Source organism: Amnibacterium flavum, assembly GCF_003097495.1.
In the GTDB taxonomy this organism is placed as follows: domain Bacteria; phylum Actinomycetota; class Actinomycetes; order Actinomycetales; family Microbacteriaceae; genus Naasia; species Naasia flava.
Map to the genome: position 1 here is coordinate 102,998 of NZ_QEOP01000004.1, position 21,119 is coordinate 124,116.

Genomic DNA, 21,119 nt, shown 5'->3' on the forward strand with positions numbered 1-21,119 from the left:
AGTGCCGATTCGGAGTTTTCGGAACGCCGGATCGAGCCGTGTCGGGGGTTGGTGCGAACATCGCCCGGACACACCCCGTCGGCTTCGCGCGGTGTGATGCCGGCGACCCCTAACTTGGTGGGATGGGTGTTGAGGGCGTCGGCGGCGGAGCGGTAATCGCGCTTGCAGCTGCGCTCTGGCTGCTCTATCTGATGCCGACGTGGATTCGCCGTCGGCAGTACATCGCCACGGAACGCAACGCGGTCCGACTGCAGCAGACTCTGCGCATTTTGGCCGAGACGGCAGAAGTGCCAGAAGAGATTCGCGTGGAGACGACAGCGAAGAGCGTGGCGGAGCAGCACAGGGCCCTGCGCATCGCCGCCCAGAAGGCCGAGGCCGTCGCCCGCGCCCGAGAGGCGGCTGCCGCCCGCACGCTGTCCCGCAAGCACGAGTCGCCGCGAGAGCCCCGCCAGAAGGCGGCGGCCGTTCAGGCACTGGCCGCTGCTCGTCTCCGCAGGACCCGCCTTCTCGCTTCGCTCGTGCTGGTCGGGTCGGTCGTGGTCGCCGGGTTCGGGATCGGCGAGGCGATCGTGAACATGAACTGGCTGCCGCTCATCGCGGGTTCCCTCGGCGTATTCGCCGCTCTCGGGTTCCTGCAGCGAGTGGCGACGGTCAAGGCCGCCCGCCGGGCGACTCAGGCTGTCGACCGCACCGTCGCCGTCGCGGCCCCGGTGCAGAGCTTCACGGACTGGCAGCGCAGCGAGCCAGCCCGTCCCACGTGGACGCCTGTCCCGCTCCCGAAGCCTCTCTACCTGTCGCGTCGCGACGCGGACCAGATCTCCGCTGCGGCATCCGCTCAGCGCGACCTGGCGGCCGCGGCTCAGCGCGCGGATGAGGCGCTGCGGTCTGCTCAGCGTGCTCCCGAGGTGGCCCCGATGCCGTCACGCGAGGCGGCTCCGGCCGCTGCGAAGGCGTCGGGTTATGCGGCGATGGGCATCGTGGGGGAGACCCGCCCGGGTATCACCGACTTGAACGACGTGCTGCGCAAGCGGCGCGCCGTCTGAGGTTCGGCGGCTCGTCGGCTGGTTCGGTTGACGGCTGGCGAAATGCTAGTGTTGACGGGCACTTGGGCCTGTGGCGCAGTTGGTAGCGCGCTTCGTTCGCAATGAAGAGGTCAGGGGTTCGAATCCCCTCAGGTCCACCAAGGAAAAGGTCGTCACCCTCAGGGTGGCGACCTTTTTGGTTGTCAGTCCTCGGTTCTTCGTTTCGACAGGCTCAACGGGCGGCAGTCCCGTTGGGTCGCTGAGCGGAGAGATGCGTTAGTGCGAGATGTCGGCCTTCGTTTCGACGGGCGCAACGGGCGGCGGTTTTGTTGGGTCGCTGAGCGGCGCCATGCGTTAGCGCGGGATGTCGGCCTTCGTTTCGCTGCGCTCAACGGGCGGCGGGCGTCGGTGGGATTGAGCGGTCGAGGCGGCGGGGAGGCATTGGGAGCTCACAGGGGATACGCAGGTGATTGGGCCGGGGGCGGGAACTTTCGGCCAGGGTCGGCTGTTCTTATAGACGAGGGCCGCAGCCAGCGGCTCGTAGCTGAGGAGCACCAATGACCACCACCGAGTACCGCAAGGACCCGGCCGCGATCTCGCAGCTGACGAAGCGTCAGTACGCCGTCACCCAGGAGGACGCCACAGAGCCGGCGTTCATGAACGAGTTCTGGGACAACCACGACGACGGCATCTACGTCGACATCGTGTCGGGCGAGCCCCTGTTCGCCTCGACCGACAAGTACGACAGCCGCTCCGGTTGGCCGAGCTTCACCCGACCCATCAACCCGGCCAATGTCATCCGGCGCGACGACAAGAGCTACGGGATGATCCGCACCGAGGTCCGTTCCGCGAACGGCGATAGCCACCTCGGTCACCTCTTCGACGACGGACCCATCGAGGACGGCGGCCTCCGCTACTGCATCAACTCCGCGGCGCTGCGGTTCATCCCCCTGGATGAGCTGGAGAGCCAGGGCTACGGTGACTACCGCAGCCTGTTCACCACGAAGGAGGCCTAGACATGGCCACGACTGAGACCGCCATCCTCGCCGGAGGATGTTTCTGGGGAGCCCAGCAGCTCCTCCGCCGTCGACCCGGAGTTCTCTCCACACGGGTCGGATACTCCGGTGGCGACACCCCGAACGCGACCTACCGCAACCACGGCGACCATGCCGAGGCCGTCGAGATCGTCTTCGACCCCTCGCAGATCTCCTACCGCGACCTGCTCGAATTCTTCTTCCAGATCCACGACCCGTCGACGAAGAACCGTCAGGGCAACGACGTCGGACGCAGCTATCGCTCCGCGATCTACTACACGAACGACGAGCAGAAGCAGGTCGCCCTCGACACCATCGCCGATGTCGACGCGTCCGGGCTCTGGCCCGGCAAGGTCGTCACCGAGGTCGAGCCGGCCGGCGCGTTCTGGCAGGCGGAGGAGGAGCACCAGGACTACCTGGAGAAGCTCCCCAACGGCTATACCTGCCACTACGTGCGCCCGGGCTGGAAGCTCCCGAAGCGCGAGGAGCAGCTGACCAGCTGATCCGAGCAGCACCAGCAGATGGCCCGTCACCTCACCGGTGGCGGGCCATCGGCGTTCCCGGTGATCGCCGTCGGCGCCACGCGCCCGGCAGGGCGCCGAGCCGGGCATCGAGCCGTCACCGGATGTTCATTTCCGCTCGTTTGTCTGTCCCTAAGCGGACTACGCACGGCCGATTCCGGCCTCACCGTGTGAGCGCTCTCCGCGCCAGCATGAAGCACGGTCGGAATACCGATCGAAGGACACGGGGGAGGGAAGATGGCTACCGGAAGGACACCGCTCGCGGAGTTCCTCAGGGCGCGGCGCGAACTGCTTCAACCCGAGGATGTCGGCATCGAACGAGACGAGCCCCGACGGGTGCCGGGCCTCCGGCGCGAAGAGGTCGCGGCCCTCGCCGGCATCAGTGCCGAGTACTACCTCCGCCTCGAGCAGGGACGCGACCACCAGCCGTCGGAGCAGGTCCTCTCCGCGCTCGGTCGGGCGCTGCTGCTTGACGAGACGAGCCAGGTGTACCTCCACCGACTGGCGCACCCCGTGCGCGCGGCCCGGCCGGTGAGGACCCGGCGAGGTGTCGGCGACGGCGTGCTGCGCCTCCTCGAGCAGTGGTCGCACACCCCCGCCTACGTCTCCGATCGCAATCAGGACGTGCTCGCCGTCAACCCGCCGGCCGCCGAACTCGCACCGGGTTACCTCGTTCCCGGGAACAACCTCCTCCTTGCGACGTTCCGCGAGCGAGCCGCCGCGGGGCGCAAGGATCTGTGGACGTCCAGCACCCTCGACATGCTCGCCGCGCTCCGCTTCCACGCCGATCCGGCCGACCCGCGGTTCCAGGAGATCGTGGGGTCGCTCTCGGTGGGGGACCGCGAGTTCCGCCGGATGTGGGCTCTCCACGACGCGCGACCCCAGACCACCGGCACGATCGCCAGCCTCGTCGACGGGTTCGGCTGGATCGAGTTCCGCTGGCAGACCCTCGAGATCCCGGGCGTCTCGGGTCAGTTCCTCACCACGTTCTTCGGCGATCCCGGCTCCGAGGCCGCGACCGTCGTGCAAGCCCTGGCCGTCCGCACCCGCGGCCGGCGCACGCGCACCCTCGACGAGGCTCAGGCCTCACTCGCGCCGGCCGCCACTTCGGCGAGACGCGTCAGCGCCACCTGAGCTGAGTGGTCCGCAGGGCGGAACACCATCAGCACGTCACCGGATCCGCCGGGCACGATCAGCTGCTGGAAGTTGAGCTGCATCCGACCCACCGGAGTGACGAAAGGGACGGATCCGCTGTTGTCGGCCGGGCGCTCCTCGGCCCACGCCGTCGCGAAGTCGCGGCTCTTCGCGGAGAGCTCGCCGACGATGTCGCGGAACGGATCGTCCTCGTGGTGCAGGTCGAGGGATTCCCTCAGCATCGCCGCGACATGACCGGCAGCCCTGGGGTAGTTCGGGTCGTCGCGGTCCACTGCGGCATCGATGAAAGCGAAACGAGCGAGGTTCACGCCCTCGTTGAATGCGGGTGAGAGGGCGCGGGCGAGGCCGTTGGCCGCGACGATGTCGAGGTGCTTGTCGCGGAGGAATGCGGGGATCCCCTCCCACGAATCGAGCATCTCCCGTAAGTCGGCGCGCTGATCCCGTCGGTGCTCGTCGTCGTGCATGACTTCACGCTAGTTCCGGGGCCGCGGCCGCCTGATGGCCCTCGGAGGGACACCCGAGACACCCGCGTATAACCGAACTCGCATACCCGGTAATCTTCACTGCATGGCCAGACCCCGGAGGTTCGACGAGCAGTCCCTGCTCGACGCCGCCCAGGAGATCTTCTGGGCGCAGGGCTACGACCGTACGTCCATCGAAGACGTGTCCGCGGCCTCCGGTGTCGGCAACGGCAGCATCTACTCCGCCTACGGAAGCAAACTCGGCCTCTTCCTCGCCGTCTTCGAACGCTACTGCGAGGGTCGCGTGAGCCTCGTCGAGACCGTGGTGAGCTCGCACCGCGGAGACTTCGAGTCGGCCGTCGCGAACTATCTCGCCGAGATCGTCGCCGACTGCACCGCCCACGCCGACCGACGCGGCTGCCTGATGCTCAACAGTCTCGCCGAACTCGGCTCACGCTTCCCCGATGTCGTCGTCATCGGGCGCCGATCCATCGGCCGGATGGAATCGATCCTAGAGCGCCGGGTGGCCCAGGGCGTCGCCGCGGGGGACATCGACCTCGCCGACGCGCAGATCCCCGCTCTCGGCAACCACATCGTGCTCGTCTCGCAGGGGCTCATCTCGCTCAGCCGAGTCGGTGTTCCCGTCGAGCAGCTCCGCGCCATCGCGGACACGTCGACGCGCATGTCGGCCCTCCTCCGCGCGGCCTGAGCCGCACGGCCGGGCTCAGACCTCCGCGGGTCGGAGCCGTCAGATCGCGCCGGTGGCTTCCCACAGGCGTGCGAGCTTGAGCGCGAGGTGCAGCGTGCTCCGCTTCATGCCGTCGTCCAGGGCGTCCCGCACGACGGGCGGCATGTTGTCGAGCCGGTAGTACAGGGTCGTGCGGTGGATGTGCAGCTTCTCGCAGGCCGCCCTCGCGTGACCGCCGGCGTCGAGATAGGTCTCGATCGTTTCGCGCTGGAGCGGGTCGCTCGCCCGGTAGAGCAGTTCGGCGGCAGGAGAGATATCCGAGAGTCGGCGCGAGTCCGCGGTCACCGCATGCAGCATGACCCAGCCGCCGAGCTCGTCGATGCTGCTCCCCGGCAGCAGATCGGGGAGGGCGGCACTGAGGTCGGCCGCGACCCGTGCCTGCTCGGCCGCGTCGCCCAGATCCGTCGCAAGGGGGTCGAGATGCGCGCTTCCAATCCCCGCCACGGTCACGTCGAATCGGACCGACTCCTCGCGGATCCACGCATCGAGGTCGACCCCGCTCCGGCCATCGCGGGTGACGAGGTACAGCACCGAGTCGTGATCGCGGATGACGGTGCTGTGCGCCGGTGTCGCGGCGGCGATGTGACGCGCGAACGTCGCCCGTCGGAGCCGACCCACACCGTTGTCGATGATGATCGCGCGCACGACGGTGCGCCCGCCGCGTTCGATCCAGCGACGCGAGACCGCGTCGGCGAACGCCGCGCGGCGGGTGCGGGGGTCGTCGTCGAGCAGCAGCCGCATCGACTCCTCGCGGGTGCCCGCAGCGGTGGACGAGGAGTCCTCGGCGAGCAGGACGCGGGCGATGCCTGCGGCGGCGTCGAGCATGGCGTAATCGCTCGCGCCGAGCGGCGGCCGTCCATCCGCGACGAGCCGGAAGGTGGCCAGCTGGCGGGTGCTGTCCCGGACCGGGATGTCAACGTGGTCGCGGACCGGGGCGGAGGCGCCGTCGCTCGAGGCGAGCGGCCGGTCGTCGGCATCGAACACGGTCGCGGGTCTGCCGAGCTCATCGGACAGCTGATCGGCCAGCTCCTGAAGGTCCATCGCGAATCTCCGATCTCATCTGTTCGTCGCACCTGCGGCGATTTTCACGGTAGTTATCCGGTCTCGCGCTCGCGTGGTCCTGACGTGGATACCTACGAGGCCTGCCGGGTGGTCTGGAATCGCCGCTGATAGTCGGACGGGGTGATCCCGAGTCGCGCGACGAACGCCCGCCGGAAGGCGACGGGCGTGCTGTATCCGGCGTACTCGGCGGCCTGGGCGACCGAGGCTCCGGATTCGAGATGGCCGGTCGCCAGGTCGAGCCGCATCGAGTTGACGTACTCGAGCGGTGTCATGCCGAGCTCCTCGCGGATGATCCGGTTGAGGTGCCGTGTGCTGACGTTCGCGTGCGCTGCGAGGTCCGTGACCGTGCACGGGCGGGTCGGGTCGGTGTTGACGTACTCGGCGACGGCGATCGCCGCGGGGGTGCGCGGGGGAGCGGCGCGCAGGGACGCGGAGAACTGGGACTGCCCGCCGGAGCGCTGCATGTAGACCAGGAGCAGCTGCGCGACGCTGCGGGCGATGGCGGCGCCGTGATCCTCCTCGACCAGGGCGAGCGCGAGGTCGATTCCCGCAGCCACGCCCGCTGAGGTGGAGATCCGCCCGTCGCGGACGAAGATCGAGTCGGGGTTCACATCGATCGCCGGGAATCGGGCGGCGAGCGTGCCGGCGAACTTCCAGTGGGTCGTCGCCTTCCTGCCGTCGAGCAGGCCGAGCGACGCGAGAGCGAACGCTCCGCTGCAGATCGAGGTGATGCGTCGCGTTCGCTCCGTGAGCAGGCGCGCGGCCTCGAGCACGTCCGGGGTGAACACCGCGGCGGCCCGTTCGCTGCCCGGGATGATGATCGTGTCGAACACGCCACCGTCGGCCGCCGACGAGTTCACGCCCACACGGACGCCGAGAGATGTCGTGACATCGGCGCCGTCGTAGGACATCATGACGAGCTCGTAGCTGTCGATCCTCTGGTTGGCCTCGAGGAACACCTCGGCAGGACCGACGAAGTCGAGCATCTTCACGCCGTCGAACAGCAGTATCCCGATCCGCCGCTTCCGGCCTCCGCTCACCTTCGCTGGCGTGATCACCCGGACCTCCGATGAACGGCTGCACCCCCGATAGTGGAATGCTGCCTCCATTACAGCAGGGTGGGGCCTCGGCGGTACAGCCGCTGGTAGCGACAGGGTCAGGCTGGGATCGCCGCGCCGGGCGGACGCGACGCTGCGATCAGTCGACGGGGTCGGTCGGGTTCCTCTTCGCGACCAGCAGCGGATCGTTGGGGGTGAACGGGAACTCGGGCAGCGTCTCGAGGTCGACGCCGAATGTGGCGGCGAGAACGGGGCGGGAGAACGCGGACAGGGAGGCGCGGTAGCCGATGTCGCCGGGGGTGGGCTGGTCGAAGAAGATCAGGAAGTGGATCTCCTCATCGCCGATCACCTCGATCTGGTGCGGGTAGGCCTTGGGTACGAAGTAGGTGTCGCCCGGCCCGACGACGTAGGTGTCGACCGTTCCGTCGGGGTCGAGGATCGACATGCGGGCGTGCCCTCGATGCACGTAGCCCATCTCGGCGGTGGTGGGGTGCCAGTGCGGTTCGCGCATCCCGTCGTCGGCGATGGTCAGGGAGTACATCGAGAGGTGTTCGAGGCTCGGCCAGAACTGGCTGCGCGCCAGCTTCACGTACGCGTACGGGTGGTGCAGCGGTGGGTTCTGCGCCTCGATGTCGAACTTGTGCGGGTTGTTGAATCCGGCAGTGTCGGGGATGACGGCCGGTCCGGTGCGTTTCACGATGGCGGGCGAGGAGGTGTCGCGCTTGATCGGCGCGAACGCGGAGGCGTCGAGGTCGTAGGTGTTGCCGAGCACCGCGTCGGTCATCTCGCCGAACGCGGCGTGCAGGGAGAAGTCCTCGGGGCGTTCGTGCGAGAAGGCGACGATGATCTCCGCGGCGTCGTCTCCGATGTTCTCGATGTGGTGCAGCGACCCGGAGCGGATGGTGAACATCTGGCCGGCCGAGATCGTGAACGACGAGAAGGTGCTGCCGTTGTCGAGGATCGAGATGAGCACCGTGCCCGAGATGGCGTAGCCGATCTCGTCGGCGTTGGCGTGCCAGTGCGGCTCGCGGATGCTCCCCGGCTCGAGCACGAGCCGCTTGATGGAGAGCCCGGCGAGAATCGGGAAGCTGTCCCGCGTGAGCCGGGAGATGGAGCCCAGTTCGCTGTCGTGCTGCTTGGGTGCGCCTGTGAGCGACCTGACGTGTCGGGAGCCGGTTGATTCGGACATGATGCTCGCTTTCTGCTCGTGTCCCGAATGTATTGGCCGACGGTGGCGGGGGCTCTGCGACATGCGTCGGAACTCTCTCCCTCGACTTCGGGTGCGGGGGAGCAACAGGGTCTGGACGGAACGAGCGTGCGGGGCGATGCTGTGACGAGCGATCGTCGGCCCTCGACGCAGTCGTCGACCCGAGGAGGTCCCCGTGGCAGACCTGGCCCAGTTCATCGATCCGTCGGTGCCGCCCAGCGGTGCGGGATGCGTCGAGTGCGACGCGGAGGGCAGCTGGTGGGTGCACTTGCGACGGTGCGCCTTGTGCGGGCACATCGGCTGCTGCGACGACTCGCTGAATGCGCACGCGACGGCCCACTTCCGGGCGACCGGTCACCGGATCATGCGGAGTTTCGAACCGGGTGAGGACTGGTTCTGGGACTACGTCGCCGATGACTACACGGAGGGACCCGAGCTGGCCCCGCCGACGAGTCACCCCGAGTCGCAGTCCACGCCGGGCCCCGCCGAGCGCGTCCCGGTCGACTGGCAGCTCATCCTGGCGGAGCACCGCGCCGAGGGCTGACCTCGTCGAAGTGCCCTGCGTTTCGCTGCGCTCAACGGGCGGGGGTGCCCGCTCACTGAGCGGAGCGAAGTGAAGGGCGTTCGGGCCCGCTCACTGAGCTCGTCGAAGTGGAGGGTCTTCGTTTCGACGGGCTCAACGGGCGGGGTGCTCGCGGAGCTCGTCGGAGTGTCCTGCGTTTCGCTGCGCTCAACGGGCGGGGGCGCCCGCCCACTGAGCGGAGCGAAGTGAAGGGTGTGCGGGCCCGCTCACTGAGTTCGTCGAAGTGGAGGGTCTTCGTTTCGACGGGCTCAACGGGCGGGGGGCTCGCGGAGCTCGTCGAAGTGTCCTGCGTTTCGCTCTGCTCAACGGGCGGGGGTTGCCCGCCCACTGAGCGGAGCGAAGTGAAGGGTGTGCAGGCCCGCTCACTGAGCTCGTCGAAGTGGAGGGGCTTCGTTTCGCTGGGCTCGACGGGCGGGCGGCGGCGGGTCAGTCGGCGAAGGTCTCGAGGACCGCGTTCGCCGGGGCGAAGAAGTTGCCGCCGGTGACGGCCTTCGAGAAGTCGAGCATCCGGTCGTACGAACCCGCGGGGTCGCCGATGAACATGTTCTGCAGCATCTTCTCCGTCACCCACACGTCGCGCGAGTAGCCGATGAAGTAGGTGCCGTACTCGCCGTGCCCGGGTCGCCCGAACGGCATGTTGTCGCGCAGGATGTCGTGCTCGACCCCGTTGTCGTCGACGATCGTCGCGAGGCTCTTGTGGGACTTGCGTGGTGCCGCGTCATCATCGAGTTCGACGTTGTCGAGTTTGGTGCGGCCGATGATCATCTGCTGGAGCTCGGTGGGGAGGGCGTCCCAGCCGGCGAGGTCGTGCAGGTATTTCTGCACGACGACGTAGCTGCCGCCGGCGTTGGCGTGATCGTCGTCGGGGCTGACGAGAGCCCAGTGAGCCATGCCCGATCCGGTGGGGTTCTCGGTCCCGTCGACGAACCCGAGCAGGTCGCGGCTGTCGAAGTACCGGAATCCGACGGTCTCGTCGACGACGGTGACCGAATCGCCGAGAGCGTTGAGGAGGAGCCGCTCGAACTCGAAGCACATGTCCTCGCGCTCCGCCCTGATGTGGAACAGCACGTCCCCGGGGGTCGCGACGGCGGTGTGACGGATGCCCTTGACCTCGACGAACGGGTGCAGCTGGGCGGGTTTCGGGAGGCGGGCGACGCGATCCCACGCATCCGACCCGATGGACACGACGCACGACAGGTGACCCGCGAGGTCGCGGAACCCGACCGCGCGGACGAGCCCGCCGATGTCGCCGATGACGCTGCGTGCCCTGTCGGCGGCGTCGGCCGCGTCGGACAGGGTGACCGTGAGGAACACCGCGGAGCGCGACAGGGGAGCATCGACGCTCTGCGGTTCGATCGGGACCCGCGACCATGTCTCACTGCTCATGCAGCCACCGCCTCGTCTTTCGGTGCGAAGAGTCTCGGGTAGACGAGCGCCGCGAGGGCGCCGCCGATGACCGGGACCAGGATGAAGACCCACACTTGCACGAGCCAGTCTCCACCGCCGAACAGCGCGGTGGCGAGCGAACGGGCGGGGTTCGATGACGCGTTGTCGATCGGCAGGGCGACGAGGAGCATCGAGCTGAGCGTGAGCCCGATGACGAGCGGGGCGGCGGGCGTGCCCTTGGTCGGATGCATGGTCGCGAGGACGACGAAGAGGAGAACCGCCGTCGCGATGAATTCGACCGCGACGACGGGGAGGAGACCGAACCCGCCGGGGGAGAGGTCGGCGTACCCGTTCGAGGCGAACCCGGATGCGATGGCGGTGTCGAGGAATCCGGAGCTGCCACCCGCGATCAGCCCGAAGACGGAGGCCGCGCCGGCGACGGCTCCCACGAACTGGGCGATCAGGTACAGCGGGACGAGCCTCCATGGCAGCCGTCCGGCGATCGCGACGCCGACCGTGACGGCCGGGTTGAAATGGCCGCCCGAGATCGGGCCGAACGCGTATCCGCCGGCGGTCACGGCGAGGCCCAGCGCCAGAGCGACGCCGAGGAGCCCGGTGCCCGGCTGCGAGCCCGCGCCGTTCGTGTCACCCGAGGTCAGCAGCGCCGCTCCGACGAGCCCGAAGACGAGGAGGAAGGTTCCCGCGACCTCGGCTGCCGCGCGCGAATACGGTCGGATGCCGCCGGGAACGGGGCGTTCTGCGGGTTCGTCATGCCCGGACACTAGGGCGGCCGTTACGCCGGACGCTCGGACCGTTGTCGCAAGGTCCCTCGACCCGGCGCGGAGGGACGAGCCCGCTGACGGGGACAAGAGCATCGCGCGAGTCGAGCCGGCCGAGCGTGGGATCAGCACGGTCTATCCAGGCGCCCGCGCGGCATCTACGGTGGCAACCAGCACGGAGTGTTCCGTCAGGAACGATCGGAGAGGAGGACGTCGCGATGGTCGCCCCGCACGCCGACAAAGTCAGGCTCTACGGTCACCGCCGAAGCCGCGACGCCTACGCGATCCGCGACTTCCTCACCCGCAGCGTCGTCCACTTCACCTGGATCGAGGTCGACGACGATGCCGCATGCCTCCGCCTGCTCGGACTGCCGCTGCGCGACGCTCGGCTGCCCGTCGTCGACCTGCCGGATGGGACGCGCCTCATCGACCCGAGTGTCGAGGCGATCGCCGCGCACCTCGGCTGGATCGCCCGGCCGCGGCTGACGGAGTACGACCTCTCCATCTACGGCGCCGGCCCGGCCGGCCTGTCGGCAGCGGTGTATGCGGCGTCGGAAGGGCTCGACGTCGTGCTGGTCGAGCGCGAGACCGTCGGCGGTCAGGCCGGATACAGCAGTCTCATCGAGAACTACCTCGGCTTCCCGGCCGGGGTGGCCGGTGCCGATCTCGCCGAGCGCGCCCGCCAGCAGGCCGTGAAGTTCGGTGCGGAGCTGCTCCTGATGCGGGGCGGGATCCGCGGCCGCTTCGAGGGCGGGCGCCTTCACGCCGACCTGACCGATGGCACGCGGATGGTGTCGAGGTCGAACATCTGCGCCACGGGTGTGGAATGGCGCAGGCTCGGCCTGGAGCGGGAGGACGACTTCCTCGGCGTCGGCCTCTACTACGGCGCAGGCACCAGTGAGGCCGCCGACTGCACGGGTGACGACGTGGTCGTCGTGGGCGGCGGCAACTCGGCGGGGCAGGCGGTCATGAACCTGTCGGCGTACGCGCGTCGGGTCACCATGGTGGTCCGCGGGTCCGATCTGTCGTCGACCCTCTCGGACTATCTGGCGCAGCGGGTGCTGCGGGCGCCCAATGTGGAGATCCGACTCGACACACGTGTCACCCGGCTCGACGGTGACGAGACGCTCAGTGGTGTGCGCCTCGAGAACACACGGACCGGCCTGGCCGAGGATCTGGCGGTCGGGCGGATGTTCGTCTGCATCGGCGGTGAGCCCGACACGGAGTGGGCGACCGACACCCCGATCGTGCGCGACGAGCTCGGTTACCTCGTCACGGGTCCCGACCTGCGCGGGCGCGTGGCCGACGGAGTCTGGCCTCTGCGGCGCGACCCGTTCTTCCTGGAGACGAGCGTGCCGGGTTCGTTCGCCGTGGGGGATGTGCGCCACGGCTCGGTGAAACGCGTCGCGAGCGCCGTGGGGGAGGGTGCGATGGCGGTCACGTTCGTCCACCGCTACCTCTCCGAGACCTCGTGACCCCCGCCCGCTGAGCGCAGCGAAGCGAAGGGGTCTCGGTACGCGCCGCGCGCTGCTCGACCTCCGGCGGTAGCCCGCCCGCTGAGCCCGTCGAAACGAAGGGGTGGATGGGTCTCGGTCCCGCCCACTGAGCGCAGCGAAGTGAAGGGTCCCGGCCGACCCGTATGGTGGGGCGGTGGCTGAGTTCTCGTTCGATCTTCTGCGGCGGAGGCCCGACGTGGAGGCGCCGAACCTGTTCGCCGTCGACGCGAGCGACCGACTGATTCTCGACGAGGCCGCTGAGGCGCTCGCATCGGCGAAGCCCGGCGAGGTCGCTGTGCTCGGCGACAGATACGGCGCCCTCACCCTCGGAGCTGCGGCGCTCCACGGGGCGACCGGGATCCGCGTCTACCAGGACGCCCTCGTCGGCGAACGCGCGCTCGACCGGAACGCCGCCGAGCAGGGGTTCGGCGGCGCCTACACATCTCATCCGCTCGATGCCGGACTGCTCGACGGTGCGCGGGTCGTCCTCCTGCAGCTGCCGCGCAGCCTCGCCGAACTCGGGGAGTGGGCGGAGGCGATCGCACGGCTCGCCTCCCCGGACGTGGTCGTCGTCGCGGGCGGACGCATCAAGCACATGACGCTCGCGATGAACGAGGTCCTCGCGGGCTCGTTCGGTCGAGTCGATGTGGGCCGGGCGCGCCAGAAGTCGCGGACACTGACCGCGACGCTGCCCCGGACCGCCGCCGCGACCGCCGGCTACCCCGTCCGCCGCGAGGTGTCCGCCCCGGAACTGCCCGGTGGCCGGGCGACGGTCGTCGCGCACGGGGGAGCGTTCGCCGGGGCGGCGCTCGACATCGGAACCCGGTTCCTGCTCGGCTTCGTGGCCGAGATGGGCGTGCCGTCCACCGACTCGGCGGGCCGCCCCCGCGGACGCACCGCGCATGATGCCATCGACCTGGGCAGTGGGACCGGCCTGCTCGCCGTGGCGCTCGCCGCCACCCATCCCGAGCTGCGCGTCGTCGCGATCGACTCGTCTCGCGCCGCTGTCGCTTCGACGACCGCGACGGCGGAGGCGAACGGAGCCGCCGATCGGATCGTCGCGGTGCGCGAGGACGCGCTCTTCGAGCGCCCCGACGAGAGCGCCGACCTGATCGTCTGCAATCCGCCGTTCCACAGCGGCGCGACGGTCCAGGCCGAGGTCGCCCTCCGCCTGCTCGAGGACGCCGGTCGTGTGCTGCGCCCGGGCGGGGAGCTGTGGACCGTCTTCAACACGCACCTGGCCTATCGCGACGCGCTCGTGCGCATGGTCGGCCCGACCAATGTCGCCGGTCGCGGCGACAAGTTCACGGTGACGGTCAGCCGCAAGCCGGTGTGACGTGCGGCCGTGTCCCGGTCGCCGGTGATCGGTCGGCGGTGACCGGTCCTGTCAGAACTGAGCGGCGACCCGGTCCCACCAGGCGGCGGATGCGTCGCGATGGCTGATCGATCGGATGATCCCATCCTCGCGGATGGTGGCGCGGTCCCGCCATACCTGCGCGGCGAGGCCGTGCCCGTCGCCCGCGATCAGGGCGTCGATGCCGAGAACCGAGCTCTGCCCGAAGCCGCCGAGCGCGCCGGTCAGTTTGACGACCGTGTAGGAGTCGGTCGAGATCCCGATGGTCGGCACCCCTGCAGGAACAGCGAACACGGCCGGATGGTAGCGACCGGTCACGAGCAGCCCGGCCCCCCGGGCGAGGCGGGCCGCGTGCGCCGAGTCGACCGTGGGAACGACCTCCGACCCGGCCTTCATCGCCTGGCGGACCTCGTCGTGCAGGATCGAGTCCCCGCGCACGGAGGAGGGATCGAGTGCCGCCCAGTGCGCGTGGAAGCGCACCTCCAGCCCGGTGTCGTGGGCCACGCGGTCGAGCACTGAGGCGAGAGCTGCGACGAACGCGGGCCGGTCGCGTCCGGCCAGGTGCGTCGAGAGGCTCACGAGGAGGTAGCCGCTGTCGGCCGCCGCGTCGTCGACGAGGAAGCTCGCGTCGTCGACCGTGCGCTGCAGCCGGTCGGCCGGAACGCCGAGTCGGGCGGCGAGGGCGGCTGATGCATCCTCGCGGGCGCCCACGACGCGCGACTCCCCGAGCAGCTCGGCGACGAGGTCGACGTCGGTGCCGGTCAGTTCGGGACCGAACGTCTGACCCGACACCGCGCTCGGAAGTCCGAGCGCCGTCGCGATGCCGACGAGAGCGCGCCGTTCGTAGATGTGGACCGGCCAGGTCGACGCCAGATTGCCGCCGCCTGCGACCGCGACTCCGGAGGACGAGCGGACGGCGTCGATGACGGTGAGCGCCGGATCGTCGTCGGCGAGAGTGCTCTCCCCGGTGGCGGCGCGGATCACGCGTCCGAGGCGCTCGTCGGCGGCGGGCCGCCCGAGGGACAGGTCGAAGCCGATCCGGGGCACGGTGTCGATCCCGTACCTGACCGCCGTCTCGGCCGGCTCGGAGGAGACCCCGACGACCTCGACCCCGCGACTGCCGAGCTCGGTGACGAGGGCTTCGAACATGGCCTCGTCGCCGATGTGGATCATGTCGTCGCGAACCCCGACATCGCCGACGGTGACGATCTGCACGGGCATTCCTCTCAGCTGCGGCGCTCGAGCTGATGCAGGTGCGCGGTCGACCCATCACGGTAGCCGAAACCCCGCGCAGTCAGTTGTCGCTTCTCATCGCTATCATTCAGCTTGCCGCCACCGGATCACCGGCGATCGTGGCGTGGATCATCAGGTGGGGAGCGACGTGGGTATTCAGACCTCACTCGATGCGGTGCGCGGTGCCGAACGCGTCGTCGACGCCATGCGCCTCGCCGACGAGCTCGCGTTCGAGAGCAGCCGCGATCCGGGCGTGCGGACCATCCGAGTTCTGAAGTCCACCCTTCGCGACGACGACCAGATCGCCGCCATCTCCGCAGTCCACGGCCTTGCGCTCATCTCCGACGAGGAGGCCGCCCGATCGCTGGCGGGGCTCCTCTCGAGCGAGCGCCTCTTCCTCCGCGAGCACGCCGCCTGGGTGCTCGGCACCCGACTGCCGCGGGCCGATTCCACGGCTCGGCTGATCAGCATGATCGCGGGCGGCGGCTTCGGCGGCATGCTCGCCCAGCGCTCGCTCGAGCAGTGGTCGTCGGGAGCGCCCGAGCAGATCGCCGTCGGGCTCGAATCCGCGCTCCTCGGGGTCGACGAACCCGGCGCGAGGGCTCGCCTCGTTGAGACCCTCGGCCTCGTGCGCCACGTCATCACGATCCGCCCCCTCGTGAGCATCGCGGGCGACCGCGGCGAGAGCGAAGAGGTGCGGATCGCCGCGATCGCGGCCCTCGGACAGCGCCGCGGCGACACCGGCGTCGCCAGCGTGCTCATCGACCTCGCCATGGGCTCCGACATCCTCGCGGATGTCGCCCGCCTGTCGCTCATCGATCTCGATGCCGCCCTCCCGGTCAGCGACGAGATCCGCGACGGTCTCACGGTCGGTCAGCTGTTTCTCCATGCGGACATCGACGCCGATCTCACCTCGGCCGGCGCCGGCGACAACGGCGGTATCGCCACGCTCCTGGTCCGTCTGGGCGACGCACTCGTGGCCCCGGGCCGGCAGGTCGCCACGCCCGTCAGCCGGGTCATCACGATGTCCCGGGGGTCCGTCACCCAGGCCGCGGCCGATCTCGACGCCCTGGGTGCCGCCGGCCACCTGTACGGTCGGGTGCCGCTGCTGCGCGATCCCGTTCCCTCCGCGGCGGCGTGGCCGCTGCGCGTCGCCGCACGCCGAGGCATCCGGCGCGTGCTCCGGGCGGCCGGCGGCGTCGACATGCTGCACCTGCGCATGGCCGACGTCGGAAGCCTCGCCGCGGCCGATGTCGCGCGCGAGCTCGACATCCCCGTCATCTTCACCGTCGCCCCCGACCCGCACGCGGTCATCCAGTCGCTCGATCTCGCCGGTCGACTGACCCGCGAGAACTTCGGCGACGTCGACGAGAGCGAGCACTTCTGGTTCCGGGTTCGCCTGGTCCAGCAGCTCGCCGCCAACGCGGCGCACACCGTGCTGTTCCCGCGCCCGTCCCTGCGACGCGACATGCGCCAGCTCGTCGGCATCGACATCACCGCGCGCCCCGAACGGCACACGATCGTGCCGGAGGGCGTCGACCTCCAGGTCATCGACTCCGCCGTCGCCGAGGCGACCGCGCACATGGCGGGCGAGGCCCCGTCCGACGCCGTCCGGGAACTTCGCGGTCTCGTCGAGGAGCTCCCGATCGAGCGGCGCGGGCTGCCCCTCATCGTGAGCGTCGGCCGACTGCATCGCGTGAAGGGCATGGCCTCACTCGTCTCCGCCTGGGCGCAGAGCGGACTGCACGAGCGCGCCAACCTCCTCATCGTGGGCGGCGATCTCGCCGACCCGTCCGACGACGAGCGCGAGCAGCTCGACCTCATCGACACGGTCGTACCGGCCGATCAGCGCGCGCAGGCGGGTCTCCTGCTGCCCGGGCACCGCCGCAACGACGTCGTCGCCCGCTGGGTGGCCGCCGCGCGCACCGGGCTCCCCGGCCTGACCGCTCCCGGCGGCATCTACGTCTGCGCGAGTCTCAAGGAGGAGTTCGGCATCGCCCTCCTCGAGGCGATGGCGTCCGGTCTCCTCGTCGTCGCACCCGACGGAGGCGGCCCCGCGACCTACGTCGTCGAGGGCGTCACCGGTTATCTCACCGCCACCTGGGACACGGCGCGCCTCAGCGAGGCCATGGTGTCGGCGCTCGATGCCTCCCTGGCCGAGACCGACCGGCGCCGGGCGGACAGGTCGCATCGCACGGTCGAGAAGAGCTTCACCATTCAGCGCATGGCCGAGAAGCTCGTCGATGTCTACGCGGGTGTCGCCGATGAGGAACTCGGCGTCGCCTCGATGGTCGCGGGGCGATGACGCTCCTCATCATCAGCCCCGACTACGCCTCGCACCTTCTGCCGCTCGCCTCCCTCGGCGCGGCCTGGCAGCAGGCCGGTGAACGGGTCGTCGTCGCAACCGGCCCGGCGACGGCGGACATCGTCGCCTCCTTCGGCTACGAGCGGGAGCACCTCCAGCTCGGTCGCGGCTCCAATCCCGGCGTGATCCGCGCCGAGAACCAGGTCGACGAGGAGGCGGACTCCCTGCGCGGGTTCTTCGACGCCACCAGGCGCGGAATGGTGCCGACGCTGCGCTACCAGGCGCAGGAGCGCCTCGTGGATCTCATGTGGCAGCCGGTGCAGTCGGCCCAGGCCACGCTCGAGGTCGTCGATCGCGTTCAGCCCGACGCGATCATCGTCGACCACCTCGCCTACAGCGCGCGCCTCGGTCTCTGGGCAGCGGGCATCGACTACGGCGACGTCGTGCTCGGCCACCCGACGGCGCTGCCCGTCGGCGGCGAGGTCTACGGCTACCCGCCCGATTGGCCCGCTGCGTTCTCGCCCGACACCGGGGAGCTGGCCGATCTCGACGCGCTCTGCCGTCGTGTCGCGTCCGGCTTCACCGCCGAGTGGAATCTCGCCGCCCGTCGGCTGGGGGTCGGGGGGCGCACCGTCGAGGACGCCTTTGCCCTCCACGGTCCGCTGGTGCTCTACAACTACCCGGCCGGGCTCGCCGATCCGCGGCGCGAGGGCGAGCTGCCCGCCCACCGCTACCTGGGCGGCGCGCTCCGCCCCGAACCCGCTGACGCCGAGGTCGACGCGTGGCTCGAATCGGATGAGCCGTTCGTCTACGTGAGCTTCGGCAGCTTCCTCTCGGTGCGCGACGATGTCCTCGCCCGGGTCGCCGAGGCACTGCGCACCCTCGGCGTGCGTGCCGCGATCGCGAGCGGATCAACGCCGATCGAGGCTCTCGGGCCGACCCCGTCCGGTTGGCTCGTCCGTGCCTACCTGCCGCAGGTCCGGCTGCTGCGCGGGGCCGCTCTCGCCGTCACGCACGGCGGCAACAACTCGGTCACCGAGGCGGTGGGCACCGCCACCCCGATGCTCGTCCTCCCGTTCTCGACCGATCAATTCGCGGGCGCGGCGGCGATCGAGCGTGCGGGCTTCGGCGAAGCGCTCGCTCCGAACAGTGCGACGGTCGACGAACTGCGAGCGGCGATCGAGCGCGTGCTCGCGCGCGGTGAGCAGGGAATCCCGGACCTGGTCGAGGCGGCGCGGGAGCTCGATCAGGACCCGGGCGCGACCAGGGCGTTCCGGGCGCTCACGGAGTCGGCGAGCAGCTGACCCAGGGCCTCGCGGTCGCCGGACGCGTCGCGGTACCGCTGCATGAGAGCCGCGTTCGCCTCGTACTGGGTGCCGCTGCGTTCGGCGGCGACGTGATGCAGCGCGTACACCCGACCGGGGATGCGGATCGGGGGAGTGTCGAGCATGGTCGAGTGGGCGATGTACCAGGCGGCGTCCTCGAATCCCCAGCCGCGGAAGCGCTCATCCTGGCCGCCGTGGGCGCGCCAGGTCTCGGCGGTCGCGACGTAGACGCCGGAGCAGGCGCCGTGCACGAGCTCGAACGCGCAGTCCGCTGCCGCGACACCGGCGGCGTACTGGGCGCTGCCCTGCGCGCCGAACCAGCGGTACTCGTCGTAGGGCAGGTGGACCGCTCTGGTGGTCGCCGCACCGTCGATGGCACGCAGCAGCGCATCGCGCTCGGGCAGGGTGTCGGCATCGTTGATGATGAGCACGTCGCCGTCGGCGAGGTCGAAGGCGAGGTTGCGGCACCGGGCGAGGTTGAACACCGGGTCGTCGGAATCGATGGTGCGAACGTCGATGTCGGGCAGGTTCTCCGCGTACCAGGCCAGGACCCGGTCGAAGGCGTCGAGCCTCGAGGGCTGGGGGCGCCACGGGATCACCACCGTGGCGGAACGCGTCGGGGTCGCTGCAGCCTCTGATGCGGTCACGTCGACAGCATAGGGGCGGCGGGGGTCACACCTCGTCGAGGTCGGCTCGGCTGCTGGTGTCGTCGTCGAACGGCACCTGGGGCACGCGGGCGAGGGCGTTCATGCGCACAGCGAGTTCGTCGAGGGTGTCGGCGACGTCGAGCTCGATGGGGCTCGCCCCGGCGTCGACCGCGATCAGTTGACTCGCCGGTCCGAGGAGCAGCGAGGCACGGGTGAGGTGCCCGTCGTGGTCGACAGCGGGGATCTCGAACACGTCGGATCCGTTGGACCGCGCGAGCAGCGCGGCGTACTCGAGCACGGTGTCGGCGATCCGGTCATCGGTGAGGATGAAGTCGTCCGAATAAGAGATCCTCTTCACGGCTGACGCCTCCCGGGTCGTGGCACTCCGCGATCGCGGCGACGCCACGCTAACAAACCACCTCGGGGATTCGCTTGAGGTACCGCAAATTTCGACGCCGAACCGCGGTCGGTCCAGAGGATTCAGGCGGCCCGCTGCTGCGCGAAGGTGTTCTCGACCGGAGCTGCGACGACGGTGACGCTGACCTCGGCTCGGGCGATGACCCGGCCGGCCGCATCTTCGATCAGCCAGTCGCCGCAGGGGCACGAGATGGCGACCGCGCCTTCGCCGAAGTCGGCTGAGGCGTCGGTGAAGGACAGGAGGTTGCCGCCGCCGTCGACCTCGTCGTCGTGCGTGCATCCGAAACCGGTCATCGGTGTCTCCTTCACAGGTCGGCCCGGTCGGGGGACCGGGTTGCTTCGATCGTCACCCCGCTCGGGCGGAGCGGGGGTCTGCCACGCCGGACACTCTGCCGCCTCCCACCGACATCGACTCGGACCGGGGAGGGGGAGACGCCGAGGATCAGCCGGAGATGAGCAGGCCGACGGCGATTCCGGCGGCTGCGGCGGCGGTCGAGACGACGACGGTGCCGACGGCGTTGAGGGCGGCGGCACCGAGGCGCCGGGCCTGGACGAGTCGTACGGTCTCGTAGCTCGCCGTGCTGAACGTCGTGTAGCCGCCGAGGAATCCGGTGGCGACGACGAGGCTGACCTCCGTCGGGAGGACCCCGCCCGCGACGAGCCCTGCCACGAGACCGATGGCCAGAGAGCCCGAGATGTTGATGACCACGGTGCCGAGCGGGAATCCGGGCCGGGTCCGCCCCCGGATGACGCCGTCGAGGAACAGTCGGAACGCGGCGCCCACCCCGCCGGCTGCGGCGGTCGCGACGAGGAGCAGCAGCGTCACCGTGCACCCTCCGACCCGGCGCGATGGAGGGAGGCCACGACGATGCCCGCCCACGTGGCCACCGCGCCGATGAGGACGGTCGCCGCGAGGTAGGCGATAGCCGTGGCGGCATCCCCGGTGCGGAAGAGGAGCGCGGCGTCGAGCGCGAAGGCGCTGTATGTCGTGAAACCGCCGATCATCCCGGTGCCGACGAGCAGGCGGACGGTTCGGCGGCGGCCGCTGTCGTCGCCGCGCCGGACGAGCCCCTCGAGGAGGGCCCCGAGGGCGAAGCTGCCGACGAGGTTGACCACGAAGACGGTCCACGGGAAGCCGGCCGTCGGGAACGCCTCGGTCAGCGCGGCTCGGACCCCCGTGCCCACGACGCCGCCGAGCGCGACGAGGGCGAGAGCCGCCGGACGGACGTGGAGCGGGCGGTCCGCCGCCGCCCCCAGGTCGCTGTCGAGCGGCAGCTCACCGGACGGCTCCCTGCCGGCGGGGTCTGGGGGCACGGCGTTCACGCG

Annotated in this window: 22 protein-coding genes and 1 tRNA gene; 11 read left to right on the plus strand and 12 right to left on the minus strand. The window is 70.1% G+C overall.

The window, feature by feature from the left end:
- Window positions 1–122 precede the first annotated feature (122 nt).
- From DDQ50_RS15680 to DDQ50_RS15700, 5 genes are all read left to right on the plus strand, one after another.
- A complete protein-coding gene (locus DDQ50_RS15680) occupies window positions 123–1,043 on the plus strand; it encodes a hypothetical protein (protein WP_116757742.1) in 921 nt (306 codons plus the stop codon).
- A 64-nt stretch (window positions 1,044–1,107) separates the two neighbouring features.
- A tRNA-Ala gene (locus tag DDQ50_RS15685) sits at window positions 1,108–1,183 on the plus strand.
- 396 nt (window positions 1,184–1,579) lie between these two features.
- Window positions 1,580–2,038, plus strand: a complete 459-nt coding sequence (msrB, locus tag DDQ50_RS15690) for a peptide-methionine (R)-S-oxide reductase MsrB (protein WP_116757743.1) — start codon at window positions 1,580–1,582, stop codon at window positions 2,036–2,038.
- A gap of 2 nt (window positions 2,039–2,040) precedes the next feature.
- Complete coding sequence (msrA, locus tag DDQ50_RS15695) at window positions 2,041–2,559, plus strand: peptide-methionine (S)-S-oxide reductase MsrA (RefSeq protein ID WP_116757744.1); 519 nt, start codon at window positions 2,041–2,043, stop codon at window positions 2,557–2,559.
- A gap of 255 nt (window positions 2,560–2,814) precedes the next feature.
- Window positions 2,815–3,711, plus strand: coding sequence for a helix-turn-helix domain-containing protein (locus DDQ50_RS15700; protein WP_116757745.1), 897 nt, complete (start codon window positions 2,815–2,817; stop codon window positions 3,709–3,711).
- On the opposite strand, the gene DDQ50_RS15705 is transcribed toward DDQ50_RS15700, so the two are convergent.
- Entirely contained in the window at window positions 3,657–4,196 is a 540-nt protein-coding gene (locus tag DDQ50_RS15705; RefSeq protein WP_116757746.1) for an MmyB family transcriptional regulator, read from the minus strand. The genes DDQ50_RS15700 and DDQ50_RS15705 overlap by 55 nt on opposite strands.
- A 103-nt stretch (window positions 4,197–4,299) precedes the next feature.
- Between DDQ50_RS15705 and DDQ50_RS15710 the strand changes: the two genes are divergently transcribed.
- Window positions 4,300–4,902: a TetR/AcrR family transcriptional regulator gene (locus tag DDQ50_RS15710; protein ID WP_116757747.1), complete on the plus strand. Its 603-nt coding sequence runs from the start codon at window positions 4,300–4,302 to the stop codon at window positions 4,900–4,902.
- A 39-nt stretch (window positions 4,903–4,941) separates the two neighbouring features.
- Here the strand turns inward: DDQ50_RS15710 and DDQ50_RS15715 are convergent, their stop codons facing one another.
- The 3 genes from DDQ50_RS15715 to DDQ50_RS15725 form a co-directional block, all read right to left on the minus strand.
- Window positions 4,942–5,982 carry a helix-turn-helix domain-containing protein gene (locus tag DDQ50_RS15715; protein WP_205663673.1) on the minus strand — a complete coding sequence of 347 codons (1,041 nt, stop codon included), beginning with the start codon at window positions 5,980–5,982 and terminating at the stop codon, window positions 4,942–4,944.
- A 92-nt stretch (window positions 5,983–6,074) separates the two neighbouring features.
- The gene (locus tag DDQ50_RS15720) at window positions 6,075–7,061 is read right to left on the minus strand and encodes a GlxA family transcriptional regulator (protein WP_240614467.1); all 987 of its coding nucleotides are present in this window, start codon (window positions 7,059–7,061) and stop codon (window positions 6,075–6,077) included.
- Window positions 7,062–7,200: 139 nt separating this feature from the next.
- Window positions 7,201–8,250 carry a cupin domain-containing protein gene (locus DDQ50_RS15725; protein ID WP_116757749.1) on the minus strand — a complete coding sequence of 350 codons (1,050 nt, stop codon included), beginning with the start codon at window positions 8,248–8,250 and terminating at the stop codon, window positions 7,201–7,203.
- A 193-nt stretch (window positions 8,251–8,443) separates the two neighbouring features.
- Between DDQ50_RS15725 and DDQ50_RS15730 the strand changes: the two genes are divergently transcribed.
- Window positions 8,444–8,812, plus strand: a complete 369-nt coding sequence (locus DDQ50_RS15730) for a UBP-type zinc finger domain-containing protein (RefSeq protein WP_377940272.1) — start codon at window positions 8,444–8,446, stop codon at window positions 8,810–8,812.
- 465 nt (window positions 8,813–9,277) lie between these two features.
- On the opposite strand, the gene DDQ50_RS15735 is transcribed toward DDQ50_RS15730, so the two are convergent.
- Window positions 9,278–10,237 (minus strand): Dyp-type peroxidase, encoded by a 960-nt coding sequence (locus DDQ50_RS15735; protein ID WP_116757750.1) that lies wholly within the window; start codon window positions 10,235–10,237, stop codon window positions 9,278–9,280.
- Window positions 10,234–11,019, minus strand: coding sequence for an aquaporin (locus DDQ50_RS15740; RefSeq protein WP_240614469.1), 786 nt, complete (start codon window positions 11,017–11,019; stop codon window positions 10,234–10,236). The genes DDQ50_RS15735 and DDQ50_RS15740 overlap by 4 nt, the downstream gene beginning before the upstream one ends.
- Before the next feature lie 215 nt (window positions 11,020–11,234).
- On the opposite strand from DDQ50_RS15740, the gene DDQ50_RS15745 reads away from it, so the two are divergent.
- Both DDQ50_RS15745 and DDQ50_RS15750 read left to right on the plus strand, forming a co-directional pair.
- Entirely contained in the window at window positions 11,235–12,491 is a 1,257-nt protein-coding gene (locus DDQ50_RS15745; RefSeq protein WP_116757751.1) for an NAD(P)/FAD-dependent oxidoreductase, read from the plus strand.
- A gap of 175 nt (window positions 12,492–12,666) precedes the next feature.
- Window positions 12,667–13,848: a class I SAM-dependent methyltransferase gene (locus tag DDQ50_RS15750; protein ID WP_116757752.1), complete on the plus strand. Its 1,182-nt coding sequence runs from the start codon at window positions 12,667–12,669 to the stop codon at window positions 13,846–13,848.
- A 51-nt stretch (window positions 13,849–13,899) separates the two neighbouring features.
- Here DDQ50_RS15750 and DDQ50_RS15755 read toward each other — a convergent pair whose 3' ends face one another.
- On the minus strand, window positions 13,900–15,081 hold the full coding sequence (locus tag DDQ50_RS15755) for a polysaccharide pyruvyl transferase family protein (protein ID WP_165829859.1): 1,182 nt from the start codon (window positions 15,079–15,081) through the stop codon (window positions 13,900–13,902).
- 166 nt (window positions 15,082–15,247) lie between these two features.
- Here DDQ50_RS15755 and DDQ50_RS15760 point away from each other — a divergent pair, with 166 nt between their 5' ends.
- On the plus strand, window positions 15,248–17,404 hold the full coding sequence (locus DDQ50_RS15760) for a glycosyltransferase (protein WP_205663674.1): 2,157 nt from the start codon (window positions 15,248–15,250) through the stop codon (window positions 17,402–17,404).
- Window positions 17,401–18,708, plus strand: coding sequence for a glycosyltransferase (locus DDQ50_RS15765; RefSeq protein ID WP_116757754.1), 1,308 nt, complete (start codon window positions 17,401–17,403; stop codon window positions 18,706–18,708). The genes DDQ50_RS15760 and DDQ50_RS15765 overlap by 4 nt, the downstream gene beginning before the upstream one ends.
- On the opposite strand, the gene DDQ50_RS15770 is transcribed toward DDQ50_RS15765, so the two are convergent.
- The 5 genes from DDQ50_RS15770 to DDQ50_RS15790 all read right to left on the minus strand — a co-directional run bounded on the left by DDQ50_RS15770 (window position 18,651) and on the right by DDQ50_RS15790 (window position 21,116).
- Window positions 18,651–19,376, minus strand: coding sequence for a glycosyltransferase family 2 protein (locus DDQ50_RS15770; RefSeq protein ID WP_116757755.1), 726 nt, complete (start codon window positions 19,374–19,376; stop codon window positions 18,651–18,653). The genes DDQ50_RS15765 and DDQ50_RS15770 overlap by 58 nt on opposite strands.
- 25 nt (window positions 19,377–19,401) lie before the next feature.
- On the minus strand, window positions 19,402–19,734 hold the full coding sequence (locus DDQ50_RS15775; RefSeq protein WP_116757756.1) for a hypothetical protein: 333 nt from the start codon (window positions 19,732–19,734) through the stop codon (window positions 19,402–19,404).
- Between the two features lie 122 nt (window positions 19,735–19,856).
- A complete protein-coding gene (locus DDQ50_RS15780; protein WP_116757757.1) occupies window positions 19,857–20,087 on the minus strand; it encodes a hypothetical protein in 231 nt (76 codons plus the stop codon).
- A 148-nt stretch (window positions 20,088–20,235) separates the two neighbouring features.
- Complete coding sequence (crcB, locus tag DDQ50_RS15785; protein WP_116757758.1) at window positions 20,236–20,619, minus strand: fluoride efflux transporter CrcB; 384 nt, start codon at window positions 20,617–20,619, stop codon at window positions 20,236–20,238.
- Window positions 20,616–21,116: a fluoride efflux transporter FluC gene (locus DDQ50_RS15790; RefSeq protein WP_240614471.1), complete on the minus strand. Its 501-nt coding sequence runs from the start codon at window positions 21,114–21,116 to the stop codon at window positions 20,616–20,618. Before DDQ50_RS15790 ends, crcB begins: the two co-directional genes overlap by 4 nt.
- Window positions 21,117–21,119 lie beyond the last annotated feature (3 nt).